Raw genomic sequence first — 12,551 nt, forward strand, 5'->3', positions numbered from 1 at the left:
GCGCTATCGCATGTTCGCTTTGGGCTACTATTGCAGCTCAATATAAATATCGTGTAACTGACCTTCTCGCTCGACGGTCAAGGTAAAATCGGACGCATCCGACAGTTCGGTCCACAATTTCGCCATCACCGCAGCGTCAGTCAGATCATTGCCGTTAAGGCTAACGGCCAGGTCATCGACCTGCAGGCCCACGGCGTCGAACAACGCCCGATCTTTACCGGGATTAACCCGGTATCCCACCAACTCGCCATCCCGTTTCACTTGGGACAAGCGAATATAGCTAAATAAAGTTTGTGGTTTCTCGAGAATTTCTTGCTTGATACGGCTCAGTTCAGACGTTGGCTCCGGTTCCTCGGAAGCCTGGGGCTCAGGTGGGCGAGTTCTTGACGTATTCTGGGAAGATTTATTGAAATCGACACCATCGAGCATCAGGGTTTCATCGCGTCCGCTGTTACGGATGATCACCCGATCAGGATATACGGCCTGTAAGGTGGCACGGGTCCCCTCTATTGCTTCATTCAAGCCATAGGTATTTTGTTTGCCGCGGTGGGTGATGACCGCCAAAGCGGTTTGCGGGTTTGAGCTGGCAACCAGGCCGACGAGGGTTAGACTAAGGCGGGTCTGCGGCGCATCTTGCTTCACCGGTTGCTTACGTTCCACGACCGGGGCGTTTGCCTGAAAACGGCCGAACAGGTTCATGTTCAGCACGGTGGCGATTTCGCCGCGATCGTTACCTGTGCTGGACGATACAGCGACGGTAGACGCCTGCCAAGTAGCCGGAGCAGGGGTTGGCTGCAAGGCCAGCCACACCATTCGGCCAATCACCCAGGCGAGCATCACAACCAACGTCCAAGTCAGGACGCGAGTCAATGACGAGATTGAGATCCTGCTTTTAGCCGGCAGGGCCCCTAACCAATTTGCTGTTACCATGAAAAATCCATCATCCTGCGGAAATAAACCGAGCGCGTTATATCAAAATGTAAGATGTAAACGTATTACTTTTAGGTTACATCGTATGATTATCTTTCTTAGTTTACCAAAGTGAGCAAAGAAAGTTCCTCCTACTATCAATAGACTATCTATTTTATGTGATTTATTCCCCGTTTGTTGTTGAAATCCCGATCCCATATCACCATTTATAAACTCTCAATGCCTGCTGACGCTCTGTCGGCAATGTGGTACTTTTAGCGCCCTTTCGGGTTAAGGAGCATAGTGTGGGCCAGCAAACATCGCATTCAGACAACTTTCAGGTCCGTCTTGATAAGTGGTTATGGGCGGCACGCTTTTACAAGACCCGTTCTATTGCCCGAACCATGATCGATGGCGGAAAGGTGCAATACAACGGCCAACGGTCCAAGCCCAGTAAACTGGTTGAAGTGGGTGCAGAGATCCGCGTACGCCAGGGCAACGACGAAAAGACCATTATTATAGAGAAACTCTCAGACACCCGCCGCGGTGCACCTGAAGCGCAGGCTCTCTACCGGGAGACAGCGGAAAGCGTCAAGCTACGCGAAGAGCACGCCAAGTTGCGTCGCCTCCATGCCTACGGCAGCCCTAGTCCCGAAAAGCGTCCTGATAAAAAGCAGCGTCGCGATATAATTAAGTTTAAAAGTCATTCCGATTAACGGTATTAGTTCAGTGTAGCGCAGAAAAGTTTCGTTATGTTGACGTAGAATACCAAAATTGGTCAATTAGATACCTGCTGGAGAAATCAAGCTAATGACAAAAGATAGTCTATACCGTTACCTGTTTGACGGTGTATCAGTACGTGGTGAACTGGTTCAGTTGGGCGATACTTACCAACAGATCATTTCCAGCAAGGATTACCCAACCCCAGTTCAGACCCTGTTGGGTGAACTGCTGGTTGCAACGAGCCTGCTAACTGCCACGCTAAAATTCGAAGGTTCAATCACTGTCCAGCTACAAGGTGACGGTCCGGTAAAACTGGCAGTGATCAACGGTGATAATGATCAGAAACTACGTGGTGTTGCCCGCTGGGACGGTGACATACCTGCCGAAGGCACTATCCATGATCTGATGGGCAAAGGCCACATGGTGATCACCATTACCCCTATCAAAGGCGAACGTTACCAAGGCGTGGTTGGCCTCGAAGGCGATAGCCTAGCATCTTGCCTGGAAGGTTACTTCGCCAACTCCGAGCAGCTGAAAACCCGTATTTGGCTACGCACCGGCGAGTATGAAGGCCAAGCCAAAGCCGCGGGCATGCTGCTGCAGATCCTGCCGGACGGCCAGGGCCATGAGAGTGACTTCGATCATCTTGAGCAGCTGACAGAAACCGTGAAGAACGAAGAACTGTTCAGCCTGGAAGCTCAGGATGTTCTGTACCGCCTGTACCACCAGGAAAACGTTCAGCTGTTCGATCCGCAAGACGTGATTTTCCAGTGTGGCTGTTCACGTGAGCGCAGTGCCTCGGCAATCTGCTCCATCGAACGTGTTGAAGTCGAGCGCATCATTACTGAAGAAGGCAAGGTTTCCCTGCACTGTGACTACTGCGGTACCAGCTATGACTTCGATAGTGTGGATGTGGCAGCCCTGTTCGAACAAGCGGCAACAGGCAACAGCAACCAAGTGCATTAATTATTCCATTTAAATAAGCCTGAAACTAAATTACAAAAGCCGGACACTGTCCGGCTTTTTTTTTACCTCCCCCACACTTTTACTGCTCATTTTGTAAACAAGCAACACGCTAACCCTCGCTTTTTTCAAGGAAAATATTAAACCGCCCAAGCTGGACAAAGCACTTCACATCACGGCAAAATCACCACCTACAATAATTTAAAGGATTTTACCTAACTGTAACTTTTTAATGGTTAATATTTGATAAACCTCCCTGAATTACCCCTTTAGGGTTGCTAGCATGGTCAACAGTTAAACAACATCTTACCCAAGGAGCACCTATGACTGTCATGAACGTCGAGAAAAAGGTTGCAAAAACGCTAGATTTGTCTCAATACGGTATCAGCAATGTTACAGAAATCGTTCGCAACCCAAGCTACGAAGTTCTGTTTGAAGAAGAGACCAAGCCAGGCCTGGAAGGATACGAAAAAGGTATCGTGACCGAGCTTGGTGCCGTCGCCGTTGATACCGGTATTTTCACTGGCCGTTCCCCGAAAGATAAGTTCATCGTTAAAGATGACACCACCCGCGACACCATGTGGTGGGCAGACCAAGGTAAAAACGATAATAAAAGTATTGGTGTTGAAGCGTGGAACGATCTGAAAGATCTAGTGACAAGCCAGCTGTCTGGCAACCGTCTGTTCGTTATTGACGGCTTCTGTGGTACCAACCCTGATACCCGCCTGTGTATCCGTATCATCACCGAGGTCGCTTGGCAGGCCCACTTCGTGAAAAATATGTTCATTCGTCCAACAGAAGAAGAGCTGGAGAACTTCGAGCCTGACTTCGTGGTCATGAACGGTGCCAAGTGCACAAATCAGAAGTGGGAAGAGCACGAAATGAACTCCGAAAACTTTACGGTGTTCAACCTCACGGAGAAAATGCAGCTTATCGGCGGTACCTGGTACGGCGGTGAAATGAAGAAAGGCATGTTCGCAATGATGAACTACTTCCTGCCGCTGCGTGATATCGCATCAATGCACTGTTCTGCCAACATGGGTGAAGACGGTGATGTGGCGGTCTTCTTCGGCTTGTCAGGCACGGGGAAAACGACCCTGTCGACCGATCCTAAGCGTGCCTTGATTGGTGATGACGAACACGGCTGGGACGATAACGGCGTGTTTAACTTCGAAGGGGGTTGCTACGCGAAGACAATCAATCTATCGAAAGAAGCCGAGCCTGACATCTACAATGCTATCCGCCGTGACGCCCTGCTAGAAAACGTCACAGTACGCAGTGACGGTGCCATCGACTTCGATGACAACTCGAAAACTGAAAACACCCGTGTTTCGTACCCGATTTACCATATCGAAAACATTGTTAAGCCCGTATCGAAAGGTGGCCATGCTAACAAGGTGATCTTCCTATCGGCTGATGCCTTCGGCGTGTTGCCTCCGGTGTCCAAGTTAACGCCAGAGCAAACCAAGTACCACTTCCTATCCGGCTTCACCGCTAAGCTAGCCGGTACTGAGCGTGGGATCACCGAGCCAACACCGACCTTCTCGGCATGTTTCGGTAATGCGTTCCTCACCCTGCACCCAACCAAGTACGCAGAAGTGCTGGTTAAGCGCATGGAAGCCGCAGGTGCTGAAGCTTACCTAGTGAACACCGGCTGGAACGGCTCTGGCAAGCGTATCTCAATCCAAGATACCCGTGCGATCATCGATGCTATCCTTGATGGCTCTATCGAGAACGCAGAAATGAAGAATATCCCAATCTTCAACTTGGAAGTGCCAACATCGCTGCCGCATGTCGACCCTGAAATCCTTGATCCTCGCGATACCTACACCGATCCACTACAGTGGGAAAGCAAGGCGAAGGACTTGGCCGAGCGTTTCATCAACAACTTTGAGAAATACACCGACAACGACGAAGGTGCCTCTCTGGTTGCTGCCGGCCCACAGCTAGACTAACCTCAGCCTTAAATACTTAAGCCCCTCACTCGAGGGGCTTTTTCGTTAGTTCAACGCCAATTTTCCCGCTCAGCGCTTGCAGCCTTAGTGAAATTACCGCCTAATAATCATTGCCGTCAGTCCTTGGTTACTGACGGTATATTCAGATCTATAGCGTGCTGGGAGCCATTATGCGTTTTATCGGGAAGATCATCGCCACCTTTGCTGTGCTTGTCTCACTGGGTCTCACTATCGTACTGGCTCTTCTGCATACCCGCTATGCGACACCGATGGTCACCCAAGTCGTTAACCGATTTACCCCCTATACGTTGACCCTCGATGACATCCGTTATCATATCCGCGATCCGTGGCACCTGACCTTACAACGCCCTGCACTGACCATCACAGACGGGCAACCGCCGATCGCCGCCAACCGACTTTCTGTTTGGTTCAACCTGAACTCACTGCTCCAGCTACAGTGGCAATTTGACAGCATACTGATTGACGAGCCGACGGTCTCCGCTCAGCAACTGTCCGCCCTAGCACCAAGCGATCTCGAAGCAAGCGCTTTTGCACTCCCCGAATTACGGAGCCACCGACTCGCGATCAGTCGCCTGAACGTATCCACCCCCTCGCTAACGCTCAAGCAGGGCGAACTTCAACTCGATCAATGGCATTATCAACCCGGAGACCCGGCCCCTTGGTGGCAACAGTTCGATGGCAATTTCCAGCTGGCCGCCAACAGCGCCCACTGGCAGCAATGGCAAACCCAGCAGCTTTTACTTGATGGTAACCACCGTAGCAGTCTGTGGAAACTCAATGGGTTCTCTTTCAACTGGCAGAATGCCAGCATCAATGGCCAACTTGATGCCGCCCTCGACAAACGCTCAGTGGATATCCATCAACTCACCCTCTCTGGGCTCCAGCTGCAAGATATCAAACTCACCGATGCTATCCAGCAACAAGCCAATGCGCTGGCCTCGCAAGACTGGCAGGCGACAGTACGTCGGGTTGATATTCTCGACAGCAGTATCGAGCTGCCGCCGCTGAGCCTTAACCATGCTAATTTATCCCTGACCAACTGGCATTGGCCCGGTACCGCCTATTCACAGGAGGATGCTTGGTTATCTTTCACTGCCGAAAGCGGTAACTGGCGGCAACTGCCCTTTACCGATCCCCTGCTTGACTTGAGCTTCACCCCCGACACCATTGTCCTCAACGGTGCCGCAGTTAACGCGCTAGAAGGATATTGGCGTGCAGATGGCCTCGTTACCCCTGATGCTTTGCAGCTGGGCAACCTTACCAGCAAGGGGATCAAATGGTTCCTGCCCGCCGATTGGGCCAGACAGTTGGTACAGGCGGTTTCGCCTTTCAAGCAGATCCGTATCGATACGCTGGACATCGGTTATGCCCAGCTAACCGCCGCCGACAGCAACACGCCTTGGTATATCCATGGACTCAACGTCAACGGCCGCGATCTGCTTATCCGTCAGCAACCCTCTTTCAGCCTATGGCAAGGCAGCCTGTCTGCTGCCGCCAGGCAAGCAAGCCTCAATACCATTGACCTGCAAGAACCGCTGATCGAGATGCGCAGTGAGCAAGGCCGGTGGCAACTGGAGCAAGCCTTCCTGCCATTCAAAGGCGGACTGCTCGAGGCGACAGGGCAATGGGATCTGAATCAAGAAGGCTTCCCTTGGCACGCAGCACTGCAAGGCGATAGCCTACCTGCCAAAATCTTGCCACAGTGGTTATCCCTGCCGTGGCCAGCGACCGGTCGCATCGATGCCACCGCCGCCTTGCAGGGACTCGGCCAACACTATACCGGTCTGGCCCATAGCCTGAATGGCGAGGTCCGAGCAACATTCCGCGACAGCGAGATTGACCAAGGCTCAGCCGCCTTGCTGCAAGCCTGGCTGCCACCAGTAACACAAGAGGCTAACTCCACCGCCGATCCTACGATGACTGGTAGCCAGAGTGATAAACCAACGGTTGGCATAGAAGAGCCAATCTCGTTGGCCATTACCCCGCTCAAGATCCGGAGCGATCGGGGCCGCCTTGCGATAGCGCCGCTCAGTATCAAGGGCAAAGATGTCGACGCCTTACTGGAAGGCCAATGGGATTTGGCTAACCCTGCCGGGCAGCAAATGGAGCTGGATGCGAAATTGGGTTGCCAGCGCCTGATCCGGCGCTGGCAGGATGGTCAGCAAACGGTGTCGGTGTCGACGTGTGACGGCAACAGCATGTAGGTACCGGTAAAGGTCGATGCCAACTCATCGCCGCTGTAGACGTTGACTTTGACGACAGCCCGGCCTTTGCGGTGGCTGGCTAGGCGCTCAACATCCCCCTCGAGATCTTCAACGGTGACGACCGCACGTGGTCGCTCCTTGACCGGAGAACGATAGCGGATATGGCTATCAACCAGAACGATATCAGCTTTGTACTTACGCTCTTTCAATAGCATCCAAACAAAGCCCCAGCCTGCAAGTGTCGCCATGGTGAAGATACTGCCGGCAAACATGTTGGCTTTGGTATTGAGGTTGGCGTTGATCAGGGCACTGACCTCAAAACGGTAGCCGGTATACTGGCTGATCTTCACCCCCATTCTTTCACTGATAGGGATTTGGGACTGCCACAATTCCTGCAGTTCCTGACACCAGTCCGGGTGGCGGACCACTTCCGCCAACGGTTCAAGGTGCTTGAGCATTTGTTGATGCCTGACCGGCCCTTTTTCCTCGCTCAGCTCTCCCTGGTTGGTAAAGCCGCTACGTAGGTAGAAGGGTATCGCATCCTCGCGGGCATTACAGACCAGTCGCTTTGCGCCGTCTTCCCGAGCCAATGACTCCAATGCCATCAGTACGATAGCCCCCATCCCCTGATGACGATGGTCCGGATGCACCGCCATATAGCGAATTTGACCATCGTTATCCGGCGTCATATAAAGCCGGCCAATGGCTATCGTCTGGCCATTGTCACTGACGATCATCCGGTGGCTGCTGAGGCCATCATAGGCATCTCGCTCAGAGCCGACCGGCATATGCCAAGGCTCACGCAGCATCCGCCAGCGAAAGTCATAATAGCTGGCTAGCTCTTCTTCCGTTTGTGGGGTGACAAGTCGAAACATGAAATCCTTCTCCAGCATTCCTAGGCAATACGCCTTTATATCATTATACCTGCAACCAGAAGGTTACTGGGCCGTCATTAAGCAGTGCCACTTTCATATCAGCAGCAAAAATACCCGTTTCCGTTTTGATCCCTGTTTCTTGGCAGCAATCAACAAAAAATTCATACATACGCTCGGCATCCTGCGGTGCCGCACCGTTGGAGAAGCCCGGCCGCATCCCCTTCTTGGTCTCTGCCGCCAGTGTGAACTGTGAAACGACCAATACACTGCCACCCGCCTGCTGGACGTTGAGGTTCATCTTACCGTCTTCGTCTTCGAATACCCGGTAGCCCAGCACTTTTTCACGCAGTCGCTTGGCCTTGGCCTCATCGTCACCTTTCTCTACGCCAAGCAGAACAAGCAAGCCCTTGCCGATAGCGCCAGTCACCTGGCCATCTACTGTTACGCTGGCTTCGCTTACCCGCTGGATCAGTGCAATCATTTGTTTTTACCTTTTCCTATAATGTCAGTCTGTTGAACATCTGTGCCTTTCTTTGCTGCCTGTTGGATACCCGACAATTCGGCCTGGGTCGGTACCGTGGTTTGCCATCCCTTCGTGTCGGGATGCCAATGGCTCTTTTCTCCGAGGCTGGCAGTGAACTCAGCCCCGAACAATACAATACACCAACACAAATACACCCAGACAAATAAAATCGGCACCACCGCCAAGGCACCGTAAATCACCTGGTATGAAGGGAAATTGGTGATATAGAGGGCGAACCCCTTCTTGCTCAGCTCAAACAGGATACTGGCAATCACCGCACCGACCAAGGCATGGCGAAAGCGGACCTTGGTATTGGGGACCAGGAGATAGAGGCCGAGAAATGCGCAGCTTGACATGATCACTGGCAGCCAGCGCAGGGAGCGCTGCAGCAAACCATTGACCGCATCACTACCGAGCAGGTTGAGCGAGCCAAGGTAGGAGCTAACGGCAATGCTGCTGCCGACCAAGATCGGCCCGAGAGTGAGCACCATCCAGTAAATCGAAAACGAGATCACCGGACGGCGCTTTTCATGCACCCGCCAGATATAGTTGAGTGACTGGTCTATCGACGAGATCAGCATCATCGCCACCACAAACAGGGCTGCTACCCCCACTGCCGTCATCTTGCCGGCATTGGCAACAAACTCGTTGAGGTACTGCTTCACCACCTCGCCCGCGGCCGGGACAAAATTCTCGATCACGAAATTTTGCAGCAACTCCCCCAGCCCAGCAAATACCGGAAAAGACGACAGGGCCGACAGCACCACAGTGATCAACGGCACCAAGGACAGCAGGGTGACATAAGCCATCGACCCCGCCGTCACGGTCAATCTATCGTGCCCGATCCGGTGATGTAAATAACCGGAAAACGCCATGGCGCTTCGTGCCCGTTGGCGCCATGTCTGCTTGCTAGTTGTTTGTTTGTCAGCCATAGTCATGTCATTATTTACTTGTATTCACAGTCACTTTTCACATATTAGGACACATGGAGTCAACTATGCCCTACCTGCTTGCGATCCTTATCAGCCTCACCGCCCTGACCGGTTGCCAAAGTGCCTATTACTCTGCCATGGAACAAGTCGGCATTCACAAACGCGACATCATGGTCGACCGGGTCGAGGATGCCAACGAGGCCCAGCAAGACGCCCAACAGCAATTTACCAGTGCACTCGATGCAGTGAAGGCTCTCAACCAATTTGACGGCGGCGATCTGGAAAGCGCCTACAACCAGGTCAATGACCAGTACGAAGCCAGCGATGACGCCGCCGAGAAAGTGCGCGAGCGCATTGCGGCGATTGAAGATGTTGCCGATGCCCTATTTGCTGAATGGCAAGATGAGCTGTCCCTGTATAGCAACAGCAAGCTGCGCCGCGACAGTGAAGCAAAACTCAACAGCACTAAAACCTCATACCAGCGCATGCTCAGTGCGATGCATCGCGCCGAGCAAAAAATGGATCCGGTACTGGATACCCTACGGGATAACACTCTGTACTTAAAGCATAACCTCAATGCAGCCGCGATTGGTTCTCTACAGGGAGAATTCCAGTCACTGCAACGGGATATCCAGCGGGCTATCACCGACATGGAAGCGGCTATCACCGAGTCCGAACGCTTTATCTCCCAACTGCAGCGCAGCTAGCCTACATATTCCTGCTTAAGCCGGGCCAGTAACCAACTGGCCCGCTCTTCTTTCTTGTCCCACGGCACATCGACCACTTCGTAACCCAGCTCACGGTAGGTTGAGACCAACTGGGCATGAATTTGCTCTGCCTCGGCAAAACTGTGCGGGCGCTCGTCATCCTGCACATAGATATCGGCATGCGGGGCACAGGCGAAAACAGTCGGAAAGTACCCTTTGGCCATCGTCCGATAGTGCTCGTCAACCGCCTCTCCACCAATGGTCAGGTAAGCACAAATATCACCAATCGCCCTGTCGACGAATGCCGGCATAGTACCGCGCTGAGCTTGCTCGCGCTGGTTGTTCATCATCTCAAGGCATAGCGCAGCAAAGCGTGGCAAATTGGTCCAGGGCAGAATACCGTCAGGCAAAGCGGCCTGCTCGCGGATCAAGCTACGTGACACTTCAGGAAAAGTCATATATCCCCGCCGTGCCAACGTCTCCAGCAGCGAGGTTTTCCCGGCTCCCGGTCCCCCGGTAATAATTATGGGCTGCATAGTCTGTTCTTCTTTTTTTGTAGGGCCAGATACAACAATCCCCCCATGGTAGCACCGATGGGGGGATTGATTAACGGCAATCAGCTAGCAATTATTTTGCTGTACGGCTTGCACGCTTACGTTCGTTTTCAGTAAGTAGTTTCTTACGGATACGAATGCTTTCTGGTGTTACTTCTACTAGTTCATCTTCATCAATGAACTCTAGCGCTTGCTCAAGTGTGTGCTTGATTGGTGGCGAAAGCACCTGCGCTTCATCAGTACCAGACGCACGTACGTTCGTCAGCTGCTTACCTTTTAGGCAGTTTACAGTCAGATCGTTAGAACGGTTGTGAATACCGATAACCTGGCCTTCGTAAACTTCGTCGGCGTGTTCAGCAAACAGACGGCCACGCTCTTGCAGGTTGAACAACGCATAAGTTAGCGCTTTACCTGTTGCGTTTGAAATTAGAACACCGTTGTTACGCTGACCAATTACGCCACCTTTGTGTGGACCGTAGTGATCAAACGTGTGGTACATCAGGCCAGAACCTGACGTTAGTGTTAGGAATTCCGTTTGGAAGCCGATAAGACCACGAGACGGCATCATGAAATCCATACGTACACGGCCTTTGCCATCTGGAGACATATCAGTCATCTCACCTTTACGTAGGCCGATGTTCTCCATGATGCCACCTTGGTGCTCTTCTAGCACATCGATGGTAACCGTTTCGTACGGTTCCATTAGCTGACCATCTTCTTCTTTGATGATAACTTCTGGACGAGATACCGCAAGTTCGAAGCCTTCACGACGCATGTTTTCGATCAGGATAGACAGGTGAAGTTCACCACGGCCTGAAACACGGAAACGATCTGGGTTATCAGTTTCTTCAACGCGAAGAGCAACGTTGTGTACCAATTCTTTCTGCAGGCGCTCAAGGATGTTACGTGAAGTCACGAACTTACCTTCTTTACCCGCGAACGGAGACGTATTGACCTGGAAAGTCATGGTTACTGTTGGCTCATCAACAGACAGAGCAGGCAGAGCCTCAACCGCGTTCACATCACAGATAGTGTCAGAGATTTTCAGCTCACCAAGACCTGTAATTGCAATAATGTCGCCAGCCGTTGCTTTTTCAACTTCGTGACGTTCAAGGCCAAGATAACCCAGTACCGTACCGACTTTGCCGTTACGTTTCTTACCGTCAGCACCCACAACAGTAACCTGCTGGTTTGGTACTACAGAACCACGGGTTACACGAGCAACACCGATAACACCCACGTAAGAGCTGTAGTCTAGCTGAGAAACCTGCATCTGCAGCGCGCCTTCAACGTCAACGCTTGGCGCTTCAACGTTATCAACGATAGCCTGGAACAACGGCTCCATATCTTCGCCAGTCACGCCTTCTTCCTGCGTTGCCCAGCCGTTCAGTGCCGATGCGTAAACCACTTGGAAGTCCAGCTGCTCATCTGTCGCACCTAGATTATCAAACAGATCGAATACCTGATCCATTACCCACTCAGGACGTGCGCCAGGACGGTCGATCTTGTTGATAACAACGATAGGCTTCAGGCCGTGGGCAAACGCTTTCTGGGTTACGAAACGTGTCTGAGGCATTGGGCCGTCAACGGCATCAACAATCAACAGCACAGAATCAACCATCGACATGATACGCTCAACTTCACCACCGAAATCGGCGTGTCCTGGGGTATCTACGATGTTGATGCGGTAATCATTCCAGTTAATCGCTGTGTTCTTAGCAAGAATGGTAATACCACGCTCTTTTTCGATGTCGTTGGAATCCATTACGCGTTCTTCAACTTCACCGCGAGACTCTAACGTGCCAGACTGCTGAAGCAGTTTGTCAACCAGGGTGGTTTTACCGTGGTCAACGTGCGCAATAATTGCGATATTTCTTAATTTATCGATCTGTGGATTAGACATGGATTCACATTCACTCAGAACATGCAGCGACCGGATGGCGCTACTTGGTTAAAAAAACGGCTCATAATCTAACAGATTTTACGCCAAAACCCACGTAATATGTGATTTATATCACCGCCTTTTTCATTCTGCTTGCGCTATTCATGCTTTTTTCTGCACTTGAGCCCACAGCGCCCCCGCTCCGACCGTCTTTTCCATCGATTTTTCAGCACCGGGCCAATTGACAATATGCCGCGCTGGGCTAATGTAGATACGCGCACCATTTGAGGGACAACACCCCTT

At 51.9% G+C, this 12,551-nt stretch carries 11 protein-coding genes; 5 read left to right on the forward strand and 6 right to left on the reverse strand.

The genetic code is table 11. From position 1 onward, the window contains the following. Nucleotides 1-27 precede the first annotated feature (27 nt). Entirely contained in the window at nucleotides 28-930 is a 903-nt protein-coding gene (gene gspC, locus C9I99_RS23810) for a type II secretion system protein GspC (RefSeq protein WP_107351319.1), read from the reverse strand. A 284-nt stretch (nucleotides 931-1,214) separates the two neighbouring features. Between gspC and hslR the strand changes: the two genes are divergently transcribed. The 4 genes from hslR to C9I99_RS23830 all read left to right on the forward strand — a co-directional run bounded on the left by hslR (nucleotide 1,215) and on the right by C9I99_RS23830 (nucleotide 6,775). Beyond that, nucleotides 1,215-1,625, forward strand: coding sequence for a ribosome-associated heat shock protein Hsp15 (hslR, locus tag C9I99_RS23815; RefSeq protein WP_107351320.1), 411 nt, complete (start codon nucleotides 1,215-1,217; stop codon nucleotides 1,623-1,625). A 94-nt stretch (nucleotides 1,626-1,719) separates the two neighbouring features. Further along, nucleotides 1,720-2,598: an Hsp33 family molecular chaperone HslO gene (hslO, locus tag C9I99_RS23820; protein ID WP_107351321.1), complete on the forward strand. Its 879-nt coding sequence runs from the start codon at nucleotides 1,720-1,722 to the stop codon at nucleotides 2,596-2,598. Nucleotides 2,599-2,918: 320 nt separating this feature from the next. After that, entirely contained in the window at nucleotides 2,919-4,550 is a 1,632-nt protein-coding gene (pckA, locus tag C9I99_RS23825) for a phosphoenolpyruvate carboxykinase (ATP) (RefSeq protein ID WP_107351322.1), read from the forward strand. A 170-nt stretch (nucleotides 4,551-4,720) separates the two neighbouring features. Continuing rightward, on the forward strand, nucleotides 4,721-6,775 hold the full coding sequence (locus C9I99_RS23830) for an AsmA family protein (protein WP_107351323.1): 2,055 nt from the start codon (nucleotides 4,721-4,723) through the stop codon (nucleotides 6,773-6,775). Here C9I99_RS23830 and C9I99_RS23835 read toward each other — a convergent pair. From C9I99_RS23835 to C9I99_RS23845, 3 genes are read right to left on the reverse strand one after another with little or no spacing between them, the layout of a single operon-like run. Next, nucleotides 6,730-7,650: a bifunctional GNAT family N-acetyltransferase/hotdog fold thioesterase gene (locus C9I99_RS23835; RefSeq protein WP_107351391.1), complete on the reverse strand. Its 921-nt coding sequence runs from the start codon at nucleotides 7,648-7,650 to the stop codon at nucleotides 6,730-6,732. The genes C9I99_RS23830 and C9I99_RS23835 overlap by 46 nt on opposite strands. Nucleotides 7,651-7,693: 43 nt before the next feature. Further along, nucleotides 7,694-8,131 (reverse strand): D-aminoacyl-tRNA deacylase, encoded by a 438-nt coding sequence (dtd, locus tag C9I99_RS23840; RefSeq protein ID WP_107351324.1) that lies wholly within the window; start codon nucleotides 8,129-8,131, stop codon nucleotides 7,694-7,696. Next, nucleotides 8,128-9,105 carry a virulence factor BrkB family protein gene (locus tag C9I99_RS23845; RefSeq protein ID WP_107351325.1) on the reverse strand — a complete coding sequence of 326 codons (978 nt, stop codon included), beginning with the start codon at nucleotides 9,103-9,105 and terminating at the stop codon, nucleotides 8,128-8,130. Before C9I99_RS23845 ends, dtd begins: the two co-directional genes overlap by 4 nt. Before the next feature lie 65 nt (nucleotides 9,106-9,170). On the opposite strand from C9I99_RS23845, the gene C9I99_RS23850 reads away from it, so the two are divergent. Further along, on the forward strand, nucleotides 9,171-9,812 hold the full coding sequence (locus C9I99_RS23850) for a DUF2959 domain-containing protein (RefSeq protein WP_107351326.1): 642 nt from the start codon (nucleotides 9,171-9,173) through the stop codon (nucleotides 9,810-9,812). Here C9I99_RS23850 and C9I99_RS23855 read toward each other — a convergent pair. Both C9I99_RS23855 and typA read right to left on the reverse strand, forming a co-directional pair. After that, nucleotides 9,809-10,348 (reverse strand): AAA family ATPase, encoded by a 540-nt coding sequence (locus C9I99_RS23855; RefSeq protein ID WP_107351327.1) that lies wholly within the window; start codon nucleotides 10,346-10,348, stop codon nucleotides 9,809-9,811. The two genes, C9I99_RS23850 and C9I99_RS23855, sit on opposite strands and share 4 nt — an antisense overlap. A 91-nt stretch (nucleotides 10,349-10,439) precedes the next feature. Next, nucleotides 10,440-12,269, reverse strand: a complete 1,830-nt coding sequence (gene typA, locus C9I99_RS23860; RefSeq protein WP_107351328.1) for a translational GTPase TypA — start codon at nucleotides 12,267-12,269, stop codon at nucleotides 10,440-10,442. Between the last annotated feature and the right edge of the window lie 282 nt (nucleotides 12,270-12,551).

Origin of the sequence: Photobacterium lutimaris (genome assembly GCF_003025555.1) — a bacterium.
GTDB classification, from domain to species: Bacteria; Pseudomonadota; Gammaproteobacteria; order Enterobacterales; family Vibrionaceae; genus Photobacterium; species Photobacterium lutimaris.

Bases quoted from the DNA above. Each gene is read 5' to 3' on its own strand.
- gspC (WP_107351319.1), bottom strand. From the start codon at position 930: ATGGTAACAGCAAATTGGTTAGGGGCCCTGCCGGCTAAAAGCAGGATC.
- hslO (WP_107351321.1), top strand. From the start codon at position 1,720: ATGACAAAAGATAGTCTATACCGTTACCTGTTTGACGGTGTATCAGTA.
- pckA (WP_107351322.1), top strand. From the start codon at position 2,919: ATGACTGTCATGAACGTCGAGAAAAAGGTTGCAAAAACGCTAGATTTG.
- C9I99_RS23830 (WP_107351323.1), top strand. From the start codon at position 4,721: ATGCGTTTTATCGGGAAGATCATCGCCACCTTTGCTGTGCTTGTCTCA.
- C9I99_RS23835 (WP_107351391.1), bottom strand. From the start codon at position 7,650: ATGTTTCGACTTGTCACCCCACAAACGGAAGAAGAGCTAGCCAGCTAT.
- dtd (WP_107351324.1), bottom strand. From the start codon at position 8,131: ATGATTGCACTGATCCAGCGGGTAAGCGAAGCCAGCGTAACAGTAGAT.
- C9I99_RS23845 (WP_107351325.1), bottom strand. From the start codon at position 9,105: ATGGCTGACAAACAAACAACTAGCAAGCAGACATGGCGCCAACGGGCA.
- C9I99_RS23850 (WP_107351326.1), top strand. From the start codon at position 9,171: ATGCCCTACCTGCTTGCGATCCTTATCAGCCTCACCGCCCTGACCGGT.
- C9I99_RS23855 (WP_107351327.1), bottom strand. From the start codon at position 10,348: ATGCAGCCCATAATTATTACCGGGGGACCGGGAGCCGGGAAAACCTCG.
- typA (WP_107351328.1), bottom strand. From the start codon at position 12,269: ATGTCTAATCCACAGATCGATAAATTAAGAAATATCGCAATTATTGCG.